The organism is Nostoc sp. ChiSLP03a, assembly GCF_034531215.2.
GTDB lineage: Bacteria > Cyanobacteriota > Cyanobacteriia > Cyanobacteriales > Nostocaceae > Nostoc.
The window spans coordinates 19512-38491 of record NZ_JAVRBQ020000128.1 but is presented as its reverse complement, the minus strand read 5'-3'; the positions used below and the strand labels follow the sequence as shown (position 1 = coordinate 38491).

Here is an 18980-nt window from a genome sequence, read left to right as displayed (position 1 = left end):
ATGTGAAGTTGCACATATCTTGATCCCCCTAAATCCCCCTTGAAAAGGGGGACTTTGATAGATGTTTTTCCGGTTCCCCCCTTTTTAAGGGGGGTTAGGGGGGATCGAATTCTATGCAGCTTTATAAAAAATTGGTATAAGCCATTGAATAGAGGCGAATGGGTTGACTGTGAACTCTTACTTCCATTCTAGATTTATTTGCTAATATTTGTGAAATACTTTCGCTTTTTTAACGAATAATTCACTATCTATTATATGGGTATTTATGATTGCTGTTGGCGCTGTTTAATCTCTGCGATCGGTAATAGCAAAGTATCTTCTATTTGCTGTCGTACTTCTCGGCTGATATAACAATCGCTATTTAGGCAATCTCCCATTAATTGATTAATATCGTAGTACTGTGTCAGCAATTCTTTCTGGTTTTTACTAAATTTCCAATCGTGACCTAAATTGCGATATTTAATCATCCATTTTCTTAATTTTTCTTTACTATTTCTACTTTTATCTTTTGTTATTTCTAAGAGTTCTTTCTGTAATATGGCTAGTTCGGAATATAGTTTTGGGAAATATTCAAAGAAGTTAATATTGTCAAATAATAAATTTTTATTCAGGTGTAGTGCTAAAAAAAGATCGCGATCAAAACAGAGAGGACAGTTAGAGGCAGAATAACCAACAGAAATAATAGTATTATCCAGGCTACAGGCTAGGTCAAGACTAATCTCAGGCATCAGACCAAGACCAAGTTCTAAGTAAAAAGCTCTAACTGCTGTTAGTTTGTAATTAGTATCAACATATAGAGATTTATTCTGTACCCACATTAAAAAATCCTGTAACTTTTCATCAGTAGTTATAAGGGCATCAATTTTCTCTTTCATCAACAGCAATAACCGATCTGCACTTGGAGCCATCCCAACCGCCAGCAAAAAGACTTCCTGCCAGCGTTTCTCAGTAATATGGCTAACAAGATTTTGCAGCGCTTCCTCTGATGACTGTCTCACAACCACAAATTCTCTCGCTGTGAAATACTCATGAAATGTCAGGTGAGAAAATGAGTAAATCCTTTTCGCTCTTGCGACAACTAGCCCATGATGATGCTCAATTGAACGCAAAACTTGCTCACTGTCAAGTTGCAATGCTTCTTCGTCAGTATTAGCACCAGGTAAATTACGGATGTATTCTGTAATGTATTGCTCTGCTATTTTTTGTTTGAAGAAATATTCACTCCCCTCAAAAGTAGTCAATGCAATTTTGCTGAGTAAATCTTCTTTGCGTTGGACTGATAGCTTTTTGTAAATCTGATCGCGTTGAATTCCCCGCTTGGCATCCCATTTTTTCAATAACGCATCCAGTCCTTCTTTATATAACTCAGAACGATTTGCAGGGAAATCTCCTGACTCTTCAAAGGCTAAACAAAGCAACGTCAGCAGCAGAGGACTTGCAGCAAGTTGTTTGATTCGGCTATTCTCTTCGAGACGTTTGATAAATGTCTTTGATTTTACAGCTTTCTTCTTAAACCAGTTATTGGCAAAGTTGGAAATTTGGTCATCGTCAAAATCAGCAACTTCTACCTCTGTGAACTTCTCAAAAATATACTCTCGTGCTGCAATTCGGCAGGTCATCACAAACTGATTTTTTGAGTAACGATCGGAAAACTCACGAATTTCTTTTAATACACGGTTACTATCTTCTTCTCTAACCTCATCCAACCCATCGAGTAAAATTAATGCCTTGCCATAGGTTAGTACTTCTCGAATAGAAGATATAGGATTTATCGTCTCTTCAGTGATGTATTGCAATAATCCAGGTTTGTTTGCAGCTTCTGCAAAGTTTTTGAGCGTGATAAAAATTGGCACACGTTCAGCCTGAAACTCACCTCCAAGACACTGAATTGCTAAATACTTTAAAAACGTAGTTTTCCCTGCACCTGGCTTTCCCAAAATCATCAGCTTGGAGTATTTTTCAACCGCTTCCAGTCCTGGCAATCGTTTTTCAGTAATTCTGTTGAGTCCAAAGAGGTCAAAATCCTGGCTTTTACACTGTTGTAATAATTCATCAATGCCTAACCGCCGCTGTCCAGTGATTTTATCCAAAATATTAACGCTGGTATAGATGTCATTCAACCCAATAGGCTGAGTCATATCTAGCACCCGCATTGTACCGCAACGTTCTTCAATGAGGGGTTTTATCTTTTCGCGCACCTTTTGCACGATCGCATCAATATCAATATCAATGCTGTTATCTTGATTTACCTCTGATTCACTGGCTGGTTCAGTAACTATTTCTTCCCACTCTAGGTCTAGCCTGTCGCAAATCTGGACAAAGAGATTGCGGTCAACAGGTTTACCTGTAAAGAATTTTCCGATCGGCTGGCGAGTTACTTCTAACTCATCAGCTAATGCTTTTTGAGTTAAGGAATAACGAATTAAAGCTCTTTTTGCTTTTTGGATACCTTCTGGAGAACAGGAAAGCGATCGCCCGGACATAAGCTAACCATTACACTTTTGCTGATTCTAACTACCAATTTGGCAATTCATCCTTATCGCATACACAAGTCACTCATATCTCAAACCTGTATTTAAGCCTAGAACAAACACTCACCTGTCAAAGTATGGATGTAGTTATTCAAACAATTTGCGAGGGAGTCTATGTTATCCAAGAAATTTCCTTCAAGAGATGAAGTGCTGGCTGTTGTAACACTGATTATGGTGATTGGTTCTCTCATTATTGCGGTTATCGACGAGAAGAGTCGCCCTCCATTTCTAGATTTAACCAAATTTGCTGTCGGTACATATATTGGATTGTTGATACCTCGGTCAAGGTCAAGCGATCGCGATGTCTAAGACGGGCTACGCCTACGCAATTAGCCAATAACAAATTCTTTCTTGGTGACTATTACAATCCTAAATAATTCCTCAGAGACAAAATCCCTGACAATTTCTAAAAAGTCAGGGATCTGTAACTTTCAATTCTCATAAATCAAATAAGAATGTTTTCTTCTCAGTCAACAGAAAAAAATAACGAAAAGCCTCTAGGAAAGTTTCATTTTTCTCCGAAGACAGCAAAACTTTTTCATGCGACAAGAAAAATTCACTCAGATGATTGTAAATTTTTGTAAAATTGATGTCTTCAAGACTAGAAACCTGATATCTAGATAGCTAAACTAACAAACAGTGCATCTGTACTGTTAATAATTAAAAGTAGATGTGGCGCTATAGCCTGAATGATCCCAGTACAACTTATCCTCAAAAATTTCCTTAGTTACCGTGATGCAACTTTAGATTTTGGCGGTTTGCATACGGCTTGTATTTCGGGTTCCAATGGTGCGGGTAAATCTTCTCTTTTAGAAGCAATCACTTGGGCAATTTGGGGTGAAAGCCGCGCCACTGCTGAAGATGATGTCATCTATTCTGGTGCGAAAGAAGTTCGGGTTGATTTTACTTTCAAAAGTAACCAGCAAAAATATCGGGTGATTCGTACCCGAATTCGGGGAGGTACTAGTGTCCTCGAATTTCAAATAGAAATACCATCTGGGTTTCGCTCACTCACTTGCAAAGGGGTAAGAGCAACCCAAGATTTGATTTTAGAACACATCAAGCTCGATTACGATACCTTTATTAATTCTGCCTACTTACGTCAAGGTCGCGCAGATGAATTCATGCTCAAGCGTCCCACAGAACGCAAAGAAATTTTAGCGGAGTTATTAAAACTCAATCAGTACGATGATTTGGAAGAACGGGCAAAGGAATCTTCTCGTCAGTTTAAAGCCCAGGCAGTAGAGTTAGAGCGTTCTTTGGAGTCGATAAAAATTCAGCTGCAACAACGCCAGATTACCCAAGCGCAAAGGGTGGAGTTAGAAGCCGAACTTAACCAACTGCAACAGGTGCAAGCTTTTGATAATATTCAATTACAAAGTTTGCAAGTTGTCCAGCACCAGCGCCAAAATTGGGAACAACAACTTAGCTTTATAAAGCAGCAATACCAAAATCTTACCCAAGATTGCGATCGCCTCCAACAAGAACAATCAGCAATTGGCTCTCAGCTAGCAGATTTAGAAAAAATATTACACCAAGAAGCTGAAATTAAAGCCGGATACGCCCAATATCAAAGTCTCCAATCTCAAGAAGAAGCTTTTGCTGTCAAATTTGAAGAGTACACTCGCGCAGGGCAAAATCGCCAACAAAAGCAACAACAGCTTACCAAAGAAATTCACGAAATCGAACGGCAACTGCAACAAGCCCAAGCGCAGCTAGAAGCTTTGCAGCAACAAGAGCGAGATATTCAACAAACTTTAACTAAATCAGGTGAAGTCGAAGCTGCTTTGTCACAACTAGCCGCAGCCCGCCATCATGTTACTTGCTTAGATGAATTGCAAATGCAAGTGACTCCCTTGTTGCAACAACGAGCAACTTTACAAAGCCAACTCGATCGCACTCATGCTGGTTTAGTAGCACGACTAGAACAACTCCAAAGCACTGAGAACCAATTACAACGCCAACACAGTCGCCAACCGCAACTGCAACAAGCGGTAATGGATGTGGCAATTCAGATTGAGGAACTGGAGAAAAAGCGAGTTTATCTGCAACGAGTCCAAGAAAAAGGGCAAGAAAGGCGGCATTTTATTGAACGTTTGCAAGCTCACCAACGGGATTATGAAAAACTGCTGGGAGAATTAGAGCAGAAATTGCAAATGCTGCAAAATCCTGAAGCACTTTGTCCGTTATGCGAGCGTCCTTTAGATGAACATCACTGGAGTCGGGTGGTGGAAAAAACCCAAAGTGAGTTAGAGGATACTCAAGGACAGTTTTGGGTAGTACGGGAACAATTGGCTGTGTCTGACAAAGAAATTCAGACACTCAGGCAGGAATATCGCGATATATCCCAACAATTGGCGGGCTATGATGGTTTACGCGAACAGCGGGGACAGTTAGCAGCACAGTTAGAAGCTACAACTGATGTGCAACAACAGTTACAACAAATTGCTGCTGAAAAACAGCATTTAGAGCGATCGCTCCAAGCTGGTGATTACGCTCCCGATAAACAAGCCGAACTCCGCCAGCTAGAACAATATCTGCAACAAGTTAATTATAATGAACAAGATCACGCCCTCGCCCGGAGCGAAGTTGAGCGGTGGCGATGGGCAGAAATTAAACAAGGGCAAATTAAAGATGCTACTAAGCGACAAGCGCAACTATTAGCCCGAAAACCAGAATTACAATCTCAAATTGCCCAATTACAAGTTAAAATCCAGCAGGATCGGATTGATTCTGAATGTGCTAAACAAATCGCGGCTCTTGAGCGTCACATTACTGAAATTGGCTACAGTTCCGAGCAGCACAACAATCTGCGGATGGCTGCAAAGAAAGCTCAATCTTGGCATTTGCGGTATCAACACCTGCTATCAGCCCAGCAGCAGTATCCGCAACTCCAGACGAGATTGCAAGAGTTAGAGGAGTCTAGAAGCGCCAGAGTAACGGAGCGCCAAAAACTTGGCGGCCAAATCGAAAGTATTATTGGGCAATTACAAGCAACAGCTAATCCATCTGCCCAAATTCAAGCTTTAGAACAGCAGCTAGCAATCCGCAGACGGCAACTCGACGAGCAAATAGCTAAGTTGGGGCGTTTAGAACAACTGGCGCATCAACTGGAAATGCTGCAAATTCAATATGAAGAACAGCAGCAGCAATTACAATCTTGCAAGCGGGAATATCGGGTTTATCAGGAATTAGCGCAAGCTTTTGGTAAAAATGGTATCCAAGCATTGATGATTGAGAACGTGTTGCCGCAACTGGAAGCCGAGACAAATCAACTACTTTCGCGGCTGAGTGGCAATCAATTTCATGTACAATTTATTACTCAAAAAGCTGGACGCAGTGCTAAATCAACCAAGAAAAACGCCAAGCTAATAGACACCTTAGATATTTTAATCGCCGATTCTAGAGGAACACGAGCTTATGAAACTTACTCTGGTGGTGAAGCATTTAGAATTAACTTTGCCATCCGTTTAGCTTTGGCGAAATTATTAGCGCAACGGGCGGGGGCAGCGTTGCAATTGTTGATTGTGGATGAAGGTTTTGGTACACAGGATGCTGAAGGGTGCGATCGCTTGATTGCCGCGATTAATGCGATCGCTTCTGATTTCGCCTGCATCCTTACTGTCACCCACATGCCCCACCTCAAAGAAGCCTTCCAAGCCAGGATTGAAGTGAATAAAACTCAAGAAGGTTCGCACTTGAGCTTGTCCATCTAATTACGAATTACGTTAGCGCAGCGTTAGCGACGCAGGAGCGTCATTACGAATTACGAATTAATTGTATTTTACCCGTGCATCCAGACCTAATGAGCGGAGCTTTTTCGTTAGCGTTTCTGCTTGGGCGCGATCGCTAAATGCTCCAGCATTCACATAATCACCTAAATTGGATTGCTCCGCGACAGCGTTGGGTATATATTGTTGCACTTTACTCAGAGTATCATTACTAGAAATGGGAATTATTACTCTGTAGGGATTATTCGCAACTAATGTATTGCCATTGGTAACAGGTACTACATTGTCATTGGCAGGAGGTAATGCATAGCGATTAGTGTCAGCTAATACATAATCATTATTCTGAGTATAATTGCCTCCAGTTGAACCATTTAACCCCAATGCTTCCCAAGTTTGCCAATCTACATTTCCACTAGAATTAATTCGAGAATATTGCTGGAATGCAATCACAGATTGTCTGGTGTAATCGTTGAAAAGTCCATTAGGATTAGTATTAGAGAAACCCAACTGTGTTAAACGCTCTTGAACTAATCTGACATTTTCGCCGCGATCGCCTACAGTGAGATAATTTCTACCTGGTTGTTGAATACTACCTGTAGAGACTCTACGCACTGAGTCCAAAACTTGGGCATTAGCAATGCCATCAACAGGTAATCCATTATTTCGTTGGAATGCAATTACAGCTTCTCTAGTCATTGGGCCAACATTCCCAGTGGCATCAGCATTTAAATAACCTAGCTGCCGCAAACGCACTTGCAGTTCTCTGACTTGTTGAGTGGAAAGACTCGATCTTCCTGGAGTCGGAGAGGAACCCATTAGTGCGTTCCAAGTTTGTCGATTCACAATCCCGTTAGCAGTTATGCGATAACTTCGCTGGAATGCAATTACAGCATCTTTAGTAATTCGTCCAAAATTCCCAGTGGGATTAGTATTAAAGTAGCCTAACTGCCGTAGACGCTGTTGTAATCTTGTGACGGCTGCACCAGTTTTGCCTTGAGAAAGAGTAGGATATTGACCAACTGGCGAACGTGATGCGCCACCGATATTTCTATTAGAACTTCTATTTTGACATGCTCGTTGCAAGGCTCGTTGAGTGCTAACACCTATAACTCCATCAGCCGATATTTTATTGGCTCGCTGGAATTTGATCGTAGCATTTTGAGTCAAGCTAGCAAACTTACCTGTGACTGGGCCGTTAAAATAGCCTAATTTTTTTAAACATCTCTGGCTACTGCTAACTTCAGGCCCATTACTTCCTATTTTCTGAAGTGCTAAAACTTCTCCAGCAATACTCAGAAGCCCCGTAATCAGAGCCACAGACAAAAGACGCATTGCACCAAAAGTCGATAACTTTTTCCAATTTAAAAAATTAAAATTAACTACGATAGGAACAACCTTGATGCTTTCGGATGCCTCGTAGACTAAGGCAAGCTTTATTAAATGGCTAGCTACCCCTGTTTTCACTTGCTTTTTTTAAGTTAATAAATATAAAAAAGTATACCACTGACTATATGTAAGAATTACTTTTCGTATGATTCTTTACAAGTAAGTGTCCTCAGGAGTGGGGGACAAGGGGATAAATCAATTCAAAATTCAAAATTCAAAATTCAAAATTCAAACATTTTTGAACTTCTGCCTCCTCTTTCCCAATGACGGCAGTTGACGGCAGTTGCTCCACTTGGGGAGACCCCAAGACCGCACTGCCTCCTCCACTTGGGGAGACACCTGCGTACCCGTCACTGCCTCCCCAATGCCCCATGCCCCATGCCCTATACCTATTGTTCATCAACTTTTTCAGTATTACCTGCTTTCACCCAACCTTCTTGTTCGCTATCTTCCAAACGGATCTTTTGCCAAGCTTTATCCTCGCTTTCTGACAAAATAATAATTTTTTGATTAAAAGCAACTCCACCAATCTTTTCAGCTTCTTGATTTGGTTGCGATCGCAAACTCAAACCTTCAGCCCAACTAACACGTCCTCGGTAAGCTCCCGATGGTAATGGTTTGGATGATGGGGTAGCCTTTGGTGATTCTGTGGGAGTAGAGGTTGGGCTTGCAGACGATTGAGTAGATGTTCCAGGTGTAAGAGCGGGCTTACTTCCTCCAGGCTCAGTTTTTTTAGGAGCTTGGGCTTTCACTGAAGGACTATCATTGGAAAAAATGGGTTTGGCAGGGGCTATGCCAGTACGATTCATAAAATAGAGTGCAATTGCAGCACCGCCACCTACTAGCACAGCGATCGCTAAGAAAAACCCCAGTATAAACTTTGTCAAGCCAGACAACATAATTAAAACCTGATTATCAAGAGTCAAGGGTGAAGGTGAGCCAGTTATCTGCGTATTTTCCCCTCATTGAGGAGAGTGGTGTTTAACTGGCTCTCAAGGGTTACGAGTAGAGAAGCAAATCTGACTTTTCACGGGATCTGGAAAACCCCTCTCCAAACCTCTCCCCTAGAAGGAGAGAGGCTTTGATTTCTCCCCCTTCCCTTGTAGGGAAGGGGGGCTGGGGGGTTAGGTTTTCCATTGACTTTTCCACATGACGTGAAAACTCAGAGGCAAATAACCCATCAGTATAAAAATCAATAGTCCATAATAATTCATCATTATTGACTTTTGACTAACTGATTATTGTAGCTATGCTGAATAGACATCTGGTGAAATTAAATATGCGTTATCCAAAATCTTTGTAGAGACGTAAGCACTCCTGCGTCTCTACATTTTTTTGGGTTCACGTAGTGCGCCGGAGGCGTTCGCTCAAAGGATTGTGTTTAGATGCTAAACGCGCTCTCCCAGCAGCAGCCCATTCTTGGAGTTGCTGAATTTGCTCTACGGCAGTTCGTGCTAAGGGTATGATTTGGCTAGCTGCTTCTAAAATGTCGTCGGTAGCAAAATCGCGGTTTTGGCTAAATCCAATATGCATCGCTTCAATTAAAGTTTGCTCAATCTCAGCCCCAGAAAAATCAGGGGTTTCATAAGCTAGCCTGTCGATGTCATAACTTTTCAAATTATGAGGGCGCAGTCGGGATAAATGAACATCATAAATTGCTTTTCTCTCTTCTTGAGTAGGCAAACCCACAAAGAAAATTTCATCAAATCGCCCTTTGCGGAGCATTTCCGGCGGTAAAGCTTGAATGTCGTTGGCGGTGGCGACAACAAACACGGGTGAGCTTTTTTCGGCTAGCCAATTAATAAAAGTACCAAACACACGGCTGGCTGTTCCGGCATCACCTTTGCTACCAAGCCCTGCAAAGGCTTTATCTATTTCATCAATCCATAAAATACAGGGAGCGAGGGCTTCAGCTACTTGAATCATTTGGCGAGTGCGAGATTCTGATTCACCCACCAAACCACCAAATAACCTGCCCACATCCAAACGTAGCAGGGGTAAATGCCAATGATGAGCGATCGCTTTTGCTGTTAACGATTTACCAGTTCCTTGAATACCTACCAACATTAAACCACGGGGGTGCGGTAATCCGTACTGTCGCGCTCGATCTGTAAATGAACCTCCCCGCCGAATCAACCAATCTTTCAAGTTATCCAGTCCGCCAATATCAGAAATTTGCTCAGTGGCGGGGTAGAAGTCCAGGATTTGGGTTTGGCGGATAGTTTGGCGCTTTTCTTCCAAAACCAGCTCCACGTCTTCTGGTCGCAATTCTCCGTGGGTTGCGATCGCTTTTGCCAAAACGCGGCGAATCCGTTCCATCGAAAGTCCTTGACAAGAGCGCACCAAATCATCTAAAACTTTTCCAGAAAGGGAGTTACCAGTACTTTGTAGTAAGCGATCTACCTCAGTTTTAATTTCTGAGGCGGCTGGTAAGGGAAACTCGACAACTGTCAGCACTTCGGTTAAGTCGTCAGGGATGGCGATGCGCGGTGACAGTAGAACAATATTTTTTGGTTGCGATTTGAGAAGTCTGGACAGATTGCGGAGTTTGCGAGCGATCGCCACATCTTCTAAAAAGCGATGATAATCTCGTAAAATCATTACCGCAGGTGCGGAAGCTGGTAATTTTTCAATAAATTCCAAAGCTTGCAACGGGTTACGCCGCCCAAACCCAATATCATTGGGGTTTCCCTGGTAGCCATCGACAAAATCCCAAGTATAGACTGGGCGATTACCCTGGTTGCTTGCTTCTTCCCGGATAGCTGCTTCTACCCGTTCTTCCTCGTATGTAGGAATATAAATCAAGGGATAGCGGGCGCGTAGCAGCAGTTTAAACTCTTCACGGAAGTTCATATATATGTTATTGGTTAGTTTCTCTTGAACGCAATGTACAACTTTCTTGGTTCAGAAAGCGAATGAGTAATCAGCAAGAACAATACAATATTGCTTTTCTCGTTCAGCAACTATGCACAAGTTAAGATAATGCTGTTCTTAAACAGACTGCTAATTTAAAATTAAAAACCTAGTAATTTATAAAAATAATTAATATTTTTTATAACGTAATCTTTGGAAAATAGGTGATTGAATGTTACTTGAAGCAAGAGCTTGTGAAAATTATGATTGACTTAGTTTTAGTAATTGATAAAATACAACAATTTTTGATATCTTTTGGATAGAAATATGAATATCAACTCATACCGAAAGTTTTAATAAAATATAAAACAATAAGCCTGTGTAGACAGGCTTATTTAGCACAGCCGAAGACTTAAGTCTGACGGAATTAGCAAATTGCTACCCCGGAAGTTGCTTTTTAAGTGCTTCTAGAGAAGCCCAACGGTTATCAACTGGAGTTTCACGACTATCAGAAGTATCAGGACTATCAACAGTACTACTTACAGGAATACCTGGACAATTGCGATCGCATAATTGGCGCTGCGGTATTGCCAAACACATCTGCTCATACAGCCATTCGTTGGGATAAAAATAACCATCAGGCGGTAAGCTTTCCAGCAAATCTTCCATAACCACTTCCCTTTCTAAGGGCAAGTCATTTGCCTGATTTGCAGTTTCATCTAACCAGATGATTTCCTTTGTATCAACCCCTAAACGGCGATTGTATTGCTGCAAGCAACGGTTGCAGGTACAAGTAATAATTGTTTCTGCCTGACCTGACACTTCCAGGTAATTGCCATGATGTTGCACGCGCACATGGCCGCGAACTGGTGTTAACGTTTCTAGACCGGGCAGAAATTCCTTAACTTGAACTTCCTCTGTTCGCTCCGATGCTCTAGTTAGCTGCGGAATATAAATTGCGTCCATAGGATTTGTGAGACATCCTCACTAAAATTTATCTAGATTATCAGCAATTATACTGATACTGAATCTTTATTTTATCCCTTAACAAAAAAAGAAATTTTGAAATTATATATGGTTATGAGTTTTCAATTAACTCCAAACTCCTGTACAGACGCGATTAATCGCGTCTCTACTGCTAACTCCTAACTCCTTCCAACGAAGCGGGACAAACAACCAGATGGCGATGTGGCTCTTTACCACGACTGAAGGTTTCTAAATCTCCAAATTCCTTTAAGAAGGTATGAACTTGACGCCGTTCAGCAGAACTAAGAGATTTGATTTCCACTTCTCTACCAGAAAAGCGCACTTCATCAGCTGCTGCTTCTGCTAATGCCCGAATTTCGGCTTCTCTTTTGACCCGGTAGCCATTTAACTCAATGGTGTAAGAGGCTTGTTCTTCCGGGAGTTGGCTAAGGTTTAGAACAGAATTTGCGAGATACTGAATCGCATCTAACACAGAACCATCAGCACCAATTAACACCTGGATTTGTTCTGATGTCAAATTAGTTTGGTCAATAGTCAACCAGTAGTTATCTGGTTCTGGAGAATCTCCGTCTTGAGATTGGGCAGTTTCTAAATGACCTTGAATCTCAGCAGGTATTCCAGTGAGTTCCAGCAGGGTTTTTAACCACTGCTGACCCCGATGCATCGGAATGTCGCTCATGATCCCCCTGTTGCCTTTTTCTTAGGACTTTTTGGTTCAAATGGTAATGCTTTTTGTTCTGTGACTGCTGCTTGTTTCTCTTGGGTTTCTACAATTTTTTGTAGTTCTTCCGGTAGAGGTTCGCGGGAGAGAAGATAAGTTTGGGCGGTTTGGAAAATATTACCAATCACCATATACATCAGTACCCCAGCTGGTAGGGGAAAGAACAAGAACATCCCAGAAAAGATGACGGGGGTGATTTTGTTAACTGTATCCTGCTGCGGATTGCCACCGCTGGAATTTTGCCCGGAAAGCATTTGGCTAACATAAAGGCTGATTCCAAAGAAGACGATCATGGCGACGATATCCCAGTGGATTGTGCCATCTGGATCTTGTGCGCCAACCCTGCCTAAAGCATCAATGAATAAAAAGCCTTTTTCTGCTGCTAATCCAGGAATTGTTCCTTGAATAGTAACTTCTCCTGGTTGCAAGGCTTCTACATTGCCCTGGGCATCAATTTTTATTCTATCTTCACCTTTAGTAACTTTCCAATCAGGAATCAGCTTATTTTCTGGGTGTTCTGCTAAGAGTACCTGAAATGGTTTACCTGCAACAGTCTGATACTGTATCTTGGTTTGTTCTCCCACCGCTAATTTATTTCCGCTGGGAATAATGGCAGCTACTTTAACATGTTCCCCATCTGCAATGTAAATATTTTGAGGAGCAGTGGCAAAGGCTTGCGGTTGAATTTGTTCGATTTGTTCTGCGGGAAGAATTTGCAGGTTAACGCTGTAGTTCGCACTTGCAAAAGGCGAACCCCGCAAGGTAGCAAACAGCGCTAACAAAACTGGCATTTGCACTAGTAATGGAAAACAGCCTGCCAAAGGGTTGCCAAATTCTTTTTGGACATTAACCATTTCCTCTTGCTGCTTTTGCGGATCGTCCTTATAGCGCTCTTTGATTTCTGCCATCCGCTTCTGCATCAGAGGTTGTACAATTCGCATTTTCCGCATGTTGCGAATTGAGCCAGCACTCAGGGGATAGAGCGCGAAGCGGACTATCAAGGTCAAAGCAACGATCGCTAATCCGTAGCTAGGCACTATACCATAGAAGAAATCTATGATTGGCAGCATCACGTTGTTCGAGAGAAAGCCGATACCAAAATCCATTATTCTGAATTCAACCTGAGGTACTGTAAACTGAATCTAATTTATCTAAATCATGAATTGTAGGCGACTATCTTTCGCTACGGATAGCCGCACATTATAAATGGGGACTGGGGACTGGGGACTGGGGATTGGGCTTTGATACTTCCATCTCCCTAATCTCCCCCTACTCTCATCACTTGTTGGCAGGAGCGCTAAATTCGGGATTTTTCGCAGCAATTCTTTCGTTTATGTAGTCATAAACTTCGCGAAACTTGGGAATTGCACGCAATTCCAGACGACTGCCGTTTTTTAGGGTGATCGCCATATCTCCCCAAAAGCCTATGCCACGGGGAACTTTGACGATTTTGACAATTTCTGAGTAAATTACGTCAGTGCGATCGCGTCCCTGCCAACCTCCGGTAACAGTAATTCGGCGATCGGTGATGCGGAAACGCAGCCACAAGGCCCTGACAATTGCCCCGACTGCTAATGGTAGCCCGACAATGGTTAGCCCAATCAGCAGGTTGACAATTAAATCCCCAACATGGGGGCCACCTTCATAATAAACATCTTCACGAATTCCCATCGAACACCTCAGCTTGTGCCAACAACTGCTCTAATTCTTGCAGAAATTGTGGGCTTACGCACTTAGATTCTGCTGCTGTGGGTTTGACAATGAATACTAGCCGCCATCCTGGTGATAATTTTGGCAGCAGATTATATAAAGCAGCAGTAATTTGCCGTTTGATTCGGTTGCGAACCACTGCCCTTTTGCTGACTTTTGTGCTAATTGAAATACCAATCCGCGTGCTAGCAAGGAGCTTTAAGTCAGTTGCTTGTGTAGTCTGGGTGGCAGTGTCCAAAGAAGGTTTCGTTGAACATAAGGGCTTTAAGGCTCTCAATGTTAAATAAGAGCCATGACGCCGAATTCCTTCTCGGAAAACTGCCTGGAAATCCTTGCGGGATTTTAGCCGATGTGTTTTAGGCAAAGCCACAGATGCTCTTTATCGTTCGATCTGTGCTAAACACTCAGACGGTGACGGCCCTTTTTTCTTCTGGCGCTAATCACGTTTCTGCCGTCTGGTGTCCGCATCCTGGCGCGAAAACCAGAGGTTCTTTTTCTCTTACGGCTAGTACCGCCCAGTGTTCTTTTCATACTCTTCTCCTCTTAAGTGATTTTTATAAAAACTCACAATCTCTAATCATATCACTTTGTTAGGGAATTGGGAATCGTCGATTGGTTATATCTCTACTCCCTATTCTTAAGTAATACTCAAAATCCATGTTCCCATATAGCGCAGTAGTGGTACATCGCCAGGGGAAAGCACTTGACAGTTAAAATAGTAAACTCCGCCGAAGGATGGGTTTTTCACGTTAGATAACACCACTTCGACTGGGCTACCTGCTGGTACTGGATCTTGAGGAAAAATATTGATCAGTTTACCTTCTTTGTCCCATTTCACCTCAGAAAGCGGAACTGCTTTGCCTTTGACTCGGACTTCAATTTTTTTCTGGTCAAAAGTTCCTTTGTAATAATCAGGGTAGGTAATGGCAAATTGACCAACTGCCAATTTCATTCTTTTGGCTGGAATCTTTAATATGTATCGATCCCAACCATTAGCTTGTCCGCCAAAATCTAATCGGAAGGGTAGCTGATTTTCTTGTTTGACGCCGCTAAACAGTGTAAATCCAGGTAAGCTTTGCGCCCAAGTCAAGGCTGGTAATCCAGTAACCAAAAAGCTAGTCACGGCTAAAGCAGAAAGTAAACGTCGCATAATCGGGCTTCCTCTACGAAAATATAAATCTGTGATCTAAAAATAACTGTGTGTTAGTATTCTTTACTAAACTTTACTACTGGCTTCTCGACAATGGACGTTTAATTTCCAAAAAAAGTGCCATCCTGCCTGATGTTTAGGCAATAGTAAAATTACTTAGTATTAAAACAAACGTATAGTAAATTTACTTCATTACCCTTATATAGCCATGATTTGATGGCTATATTGGGTCAAATTGGAACTAGATATAAACACAGTTGGGGGTTGGATTGTGTTTCTAAATATGTATAAGTGTATCTAAATTTGAGAATTTTGTTATAAAAATTGAGGTGTGCCATCAGCGATCGCCAGTTAAGTTGGGCTAAATTGATTAAAATAAGTTGGATTGGAATCGAAGTCGCAATCATTAAAATTTGATTGGGAAATTATCAAGCTTTCAAAATTCGGTCAATATTACTCTATAAGAAAGGAATACCAAAATTTCTCAATCCCGAAAACAACCTAAAGATAAAGATGCAAAATTTGGGAATCAATTTAGGATGTGCAATACATAACCCTGTTTGCAACTATCTGAAAATATGACATCTGCGAGCGGCAAAGCAAAAAGTCCGATTGGAGGGAACCTCCGCTCAGAACTTTACAAAAAAATGAGGCTTTGTCTAGAGAGCAAAGAGTGGGAGAGGAAAGATTCAAGGTTCAATCTACAAGTAAAATTCATGACTGATGTTCCTGCCTAAGTACTATGAGTGCGGGACACCCATCATCTGGACAATCGCTTACTTGGCAGAGATTAAGTATTTATCTTCAGGAGATTTCATGAGAATAGCAGTTGCTAAAGAAATTGAAGTTTGTGAACGTCGTGTGGCATTAATTCCTGACACCGTTGCCCGATTGGTAAAACAAGGTTTGGAAGTGTGGGTAGAAGCGGGTGCAGGAGAACGCTCATTTTTTAGCGATCCTGACTATGAAGCAGCAGGAGCCACAATAATCAGCGATACTGCCAAATTATGGGGTGAAACAGATATTCTGCTGAAAGTAAGTCCACCGCAAGAACGAGAAGATGGACGCTCAGAAGTTGATTTGTTAAAGGAAGGGGCTGTATTAGTCAGTTTCCTCAATCCCTTGGGAAATCCTGTTGTGGCGCAGCAACTAGCAAATCGGAAAGTCACAGCTTTGAGTATGGAGATGATCCCCCGTACCACCAGGGCGCAAAGTATGGATGCTTTGTCCTCGCAAGCTTCATTAGCCGGTTACAAAGCAGTATTAATTGCCGCCGCGGCGTTACCGAAATATTTTCCGATGTTAACCACAGCCGCAGGCACGATCGCTCCAGCGAAAGTATTTATTATGGGCGCTGGTGTAGCCGGATTGCAAGCGATCGCCACCGCTAGACGTTTGGGAGCAGTGGTAGAAGCCTTTGATATTCGTCCCGCCGTTAAAGAAGAAGTGCAAAGCTTAGGGGCAAAATTCGTTGAAGTCAAATTAGACGAAGAAACCGTTGCTGCTGGCGGTTACGCCAAGGAAATTTCCGAGGCTAGCAAACAACGTACCCAAGAAGTTGTCGCCGAACACGTCAAAAATTCTGATGTGGTAATTACCACTGCCCAAGTTCCTGGGAAACAAGCACCACGGCTAGTTACAGAAGAAATGGTGGCACAAATGAAACCTGGTTCAGTAATTGTGGATTTGGCTGCTGATCAGGGTGGTAACTGCGCCTGCACAGAACCCGGAAAAGATATTGTATGGAACGGCGTGACAATTATCGGCCCCATCAATCTTCCATCATCGATGCCAATTCACGCCAGCCAATTGTATGCCAAGAACGTAACTTCATTGATGCAACTGCTAATTAAAGACAAAGCTTTACAGGTAGACTTTGGTGACGACATCGTTGATGCAGCTTGCGTTACCCACGCTGGTGAAATTCGCAATCAACGAGTGCGGGATGCGCTACAAGCATCGAATACTCAACAACCAGCGGTTAATTAGGGAATGGGAGATGAAGGAGATAAGGGAAGGCAGAGGAGCAGGAGAAGAATAACAAATAATGCCCAATGCCCCATGCCCCATGCCCAATGCCCAATGCCCATTTATACAAGGAGTTTTGATTTCATGACAGAGGCATTACTTGCTGCTTTGTTTGTATTCGTTTTGGCATCTTTTATCGGCTTTGAAGTTATCAACAAAATACCACCGACTCTCCACACGCCCCTAATGTCAGGCTCAAATGCAATTTCTGGCATTTCGGTACTTGGGGCAATAGTAGCTTCAGGTGCTAGAGACACAAGCGTGTCAGTAATTCTCGGTTTAATTGCTGTAGTACTAGCTACAGTCAACGTTGTAGGTGGCTTTCTCGTCACAGATAGAATGCTGCAAATGTTCAAGAAAAAGGAGATTAAGGCGTGAGCGACTTTTTACCAACTGGCATTCAGCTGACATATTTAGTCGCTGCATCCTTATTCATTTTTGGTTTGAAAAAGCTGGGTTCACCAGCTACAGCGCGAAACGGTAATGTGGTTGCATCTGTGGGAATGCTGCTAGCAATTGTAGCGACAATGCTAGATCGGCACGTGTTGAACTACGAGATGATATTATTGGGCTTGGCAATTGGATCGGGAATTGGGGCGATCGTTGCCTACAAAGTCCAAATGACGGAAATGCCCCAAATGGTGGGTTTACTCAACGGTTTGGGTGGTGCGGCTTCAGCATTAGTCGCCGTTGCCGAATTCTGGCGATTATTGGATTCTGGCGCACCCGTACCTCTAGATGTGAACATTTCCATGCTATTGGACGTGTTAATCGGTGGTGTTACCTTCACAGGTAGTTTTTTAGCCTTTGCTAAATTGCAAGGTTTAATTAGCGGTTCTCCGATTACATTTCCTTTCCAGCAACCATTTAACCTCTTACTTCTGGGTGCTTATTTGGTAGGCAGTGCTTATTTAATCATCACACCAGATAGCTTACCTATATTCTTGGGAGTGGTAGCTGTTTCCTTAGTGTTGGGTGTGATGTTCGTCATCCCCATTGGTGGCGGCGATATGCCAGTGGTAATCTCGCTGTTGAACTCCTTGTCAGGTGTGGCGGCTGCGGCGGCTGGTTTCGTGGTGATGAACAATATGTTAATCATCGCTGGGGCTTTGGTAGGAGCATCTGGCTTAATCCTCACCGAGATTATGTGTAAGGCGATGAACCGCTCTCTCTTCAGTGTGCTGTTCAGCGCTTTTGGTACAGGATCTACTTCTGGCGGTGGTGCTGCTGGTGGTGGTGCAACCGATCAAACTGTCCGCAGTATCGATCCCGAAGAAGGGGCGATGATGTTGGGTTATGCCCGTTCTGTGGTAATTGTGCCTGGTTATGGTATGGCAGTTGCCCAAGCGCAACATAGCGTCCGGGAATTGTCAGATCAGTTAGAAAAAATGGGCGTTGATGTCAAGTATGCCATTCACCCTGTTGCTGGGAGAATGCCGGGACACATGAATGTGTTGCTAGCAGAGGCAAATGTGGCTTATACCCAGTTGTACGACATGGATGATATTAATCCCCAGTTTGAACAAGCGGATGTGGCTTTGGTAATTGGGGCAAATGATGTGGTAAATCCGGCAGCGCGGAGTGATGCAAGTAGCCCAATTTATGGTATGCCGATTTTGGAAGTAGATCGGGCGAAGCAGACGATTGTGATTAAGCGCGGGATGAGTACGGGTTTTGCCGGTGTCGATAATGAGTTGTTCTACAAGGATAAAACGACGATGCTTTTTGGTAGTGCTAAAGATATGGTGGCAAAGTTGGTTTCTGAAGTGAAGCAACTTTAACAAACCGCGAAGGGCGCAAAGGGCGCGAAGATAGAAAAAATTAGAGAGTTGGCTTGCCTTGGGGATGTTATATTCTTAAGGCAAGTTTTTTAGTAAAAATAA

At 42.6% G+C, this 18980-nt stretch carries 16 protein-coding genes; 5 read left to right on the top strand and 11 right to left on the bottom strand.

The genetic code is table 11. The annotated features are described in order from the left end of the window. Positions 1–263: 263 nt before the first annotated feature. Positions 264–2483 carry an NACHT domain-containing NTPase gene (locus RMY32_RS21225; RefSeq protein ID WP_322680867.1) on the bottom strand — a complete coding sequence of 740 codons (2220 nt, stop codon included), beginning with the start codon at positions 2481–2483 and terminating at the stop codon, positions 264–266. A 162-nt stretch (positions 2484–2645) separates the two neighbouring features. Here RMY32_RS21225 and RMY32_RS21220 point away from each other — a divergent pair, with 162 nt between their 5' ends. Further along, positions 2646–2840: a hypothetical protein gene (locus RMY32_RS21220; protein WP_322710503.1), complete on the top strand. Its 195-nt coding sequence runs from the start codon at positions 2646–2648 to the stop codon at positions 2838–2840. 380 nt (positions 2841–3220) lie between these two features. After that, positions 3221–6247 (top strand): SMC family ATPase, encoded by a 3027-nt coding sequence (locus RMY32_RS21215; RefSeq protein WP_322710502.1) that lies wholly within the window; start codon positions 3221–3223, stop codon positions 6245–6247. A gap of 57 nt (positions 6248–6304) precedes the next feature. Here the strand turns inward: RMY32_RS21215 and RMY32_RS21210 are convergent, their stop codons facing one another. The 10 genes from RMY32_RS21210 to RMY32_RS21165 form a co-directional block, all read right to left on the bottom strand. Continuing rightward, complete coding sequence (locus RMY32_RS21210) at positions 6305–7726, bottom strand: peptidoglycan-binding protein (RefSeq protein ID WP_322710501.1); 1422 nt, start codon at positions 7724–7726, stop codon at positions 6305–6307. Between the two features lie 311 nt (positions 7727–8037). Then, positions 8038–8547, bottom strand: a complete 510-nt coding sequence (locus tag RMY32_RS21205; protein ID WP_322710500.1) for an SH3 domain-containing protein — start codon at positions 8545–8547, stop codon at positions 8038–8040. Positions 8548–8989: 442 nt separating this feature from the next. Next, positions 8990–10501 (bottom strand): AAA family ATPase, encoded by a 1512-nt coding sequence (locus tag RMY32_RS21200; RefSeq protein WP_322710499.1) that lies wholly within the window; start codon positions 10499–10501, stop codon positions 8990–8992. 438 nt (positions 10502–10939) lie between these two features. Further along, positions 10940–11467 carry a DUF177 domain-containing protein gene (locus RMY32_RS21195; protein WP_322688582.1) on the bottom strand — a complete coding sequence of 176 codons (528 nt, stop codon included), beginning with the start codon at positions 11465–11467 and terminating at the stop codon, positions 10940–10942. Between the two features lie 172 nt (positions 11468–11639). After that, complete coding sequence (locus tag RMY32_RS21190; protein ID WP_322710498.1) at positions 11640–12167, bottom strand: protein jag; 528 nt, start codon at positions 12165–12167, stop codon at positions 11640–11642. Then, a complete protein-coding gene (gene yidC / locus RMY32_RS21185) occupies positions 12164–13315 on the bottom strand; it encodes a membrane protein insertase YidC (protein WP_322710497.1) in 1152 nt (383 codons plus the stop codon). The genes RMY32_RS21190 and yidC overlap by 4 nt, the downstream gene beginning before the upstream one ends. A gap of 172 nt (positions 13316–13487) precedes the next feature. Further along, positions 13488–13880: a PH domain-containing protein gene (locus RMY32_RS21180; RefSeq protein ID WP_322688581.1), complete on the bottom strand. Its 393-nt coding sequence runs from the start codon at positions 13878–13880 to the stop codon at positions 13488–13490. Beyond that, the gene (rnpA, locus tag RMY32_RS21175) at positions 13867–14289 is read right to left on the bottom strand and encodes a ribonuclease P protein component (protein ID WP_322710496.1); all 423 of its coding nucleotides are present in this window, start codon (positions 14287–14289) and stop codon (positions 13867–13869) included. Before rnpA ends, RMY32_RS21180 begins: the two co-directional genes overlap by 14 nt. A 26-nt stretch (positions 14290–14315) precedes the next feature. Then, complete coding sequence (gene rpmH, locus RMY32_RS21170) at positions 14316–14450, bottom strand: 50S ribosomal protein L34 (protein ID WP_099102484.1); 135 nt, start codon at positions 14448–14450, stop codon at positions 14316–14318. A gap of 106 nt (positions 14451–14556) precedes the next feature. Then, positions 14557–15069: a DUF2808 domain-containing protein gene (locus RMY32_RS21165; RefSeq protein ID WP_322670945.1), complete on the bottom strand. Its 513-nt coding sequence runs from the start codon at positions 15067–15069 to the stop codon at positions 14557–14559. Positions 15070–15885: 816 nt separating this feature from the next. On the opposite strand from RMY32_RS21165, the gene RMY32_RS21160 reads away from it, so the two are divergent. From RMY32_RS21160 to RMY32_RS21150, 3 genes are all read left to right on the top strand, one after another. After that, positions 15886–17058, top strand: coding sequence for a Re/Si-specific NAD(P)(+) transhydrogenase subunit alpha (locus RMY32_RS21160; protein ID WP_322710505.1), 1173 nt, complete (start codon positions 15886–15888; stop codon positions 17056–17058). Positions 17059–17181: 123 nt separating this feature from the next. Beyond that, entirely contained in the window at positions 17182–17475 is a 294-nt protein-coding gene (locus RMY32_RS21155) for an NAD(P) transhydrogenase subunit alpha (RefSeq protein ID WP_322710495.1), read from the top strand. Beyond that, the gene (locus RMY32_RS21150; protein WP_322710494.1) at positions 17472–18878 is read left to right on the top strand and encodes an NAD(P)(+) transhydrogenase (Re/Si-specific) subunit beta; all 1407 of its coding nucleotides are present in this window, start codon (positions 17472–17474) and stop codon (positions 18876–18878) included. Before RMY32_RS21155 ends, RMY32_RS21150 begins: the two co-directional genes overlap by 4 nt. The last annotated feature ends 102 nt before the right edge of the window (positions 18879–18980 follow it).

Coding starts and splice junctions, on each gene's coding strand:
- RMY32_RS21225 (WP_322680867.1), bottom strand. CDS start 2,483: ATGTCCGGGCGATCGCTTTCCTGTTCTCCAGAAGGTATCCAAAAAGCA.
- RMY32_RS21220 (WP_322710503.1), top strand. CDS start 2,646: ATGTTATCCAAGAAATTTCCTTCAAGAGATGAAGTGCTGGCTGTTGTA.
- RMY32_RS21215 (WP_322710502.1), top strand. CDS start 3,221: ATGATCCCAGTACAACTTATCCTCAAAAATTTCCTTAGTTACCGTGAT.
- RMY32_RS21205 (WP_322710500.1), bottom strand. CDS start 8,547: ATGTTGTCTGGCTTGACAAAGTTTATACTGGGGTTTTTCTTAGCGATC.
- RMY32_RS21200 (WP_322710499.1), bottom strand. CDS start 10,501: ATGAACTTCCGTGAAGAGTTTAAACTGCTGCTACGCGCCCGCTATCCC.
- RMY32_RS21195 (WP_322688582.1), bottom strand. CDS start 11,467: ATGGACGCAATTTATATTCCGCAGCTAACTAGAGCATCGGAGCGAACA.
- RMY32_RS21190 (WP_322710498.1), bottom strand. CDS start 12,167: ATGAGCGACATTCCGATGCATCGGGGTCAGCAGTGGTTAAAAACCCTG.
- yidC (WP_322710497.1), bottom strand. CDS start 13,315: ATGGATTTTGGTATCGGCTTTCTCTCGAACAACGTGATGCTGCCAATC.
- RMY32_RS21180 (WP_322688581.1), bottom strand. CDS start 13,880: ATGGGAATTCGTGAAGATGTTTATTATGAAGGTGGCCCCCATGTTGGG.
- rpmH (WP_099102484.1), bottom strand. CDS start 14,450: ATGAAAAGAACACTGGGCGGTACTAGCCGTAAGAGAAAAAGAACCTCT.
- RMY32_RS21165 (WP_322670945.1), bottom strand. CDS start 15,069: ATGCGACGTTTACTTTCTGCTTTAGCCGTGACTAGCTTTTTGGTTACT.
- RMY32_RS21160 (WP_322710505.1), top strand. CDS start 15,886: ATGAGAATAGCAGTTGCTAAAGAAATTGAAGTTTGTGAACGTCGTGTG.
- RMY32_RS21155 (WP_322710495.1), top strand. CDS start 17,182: ATGACAGAGGCATTACTTGCTGCTTTGTTTGTATTCGTTTTGGCATCT.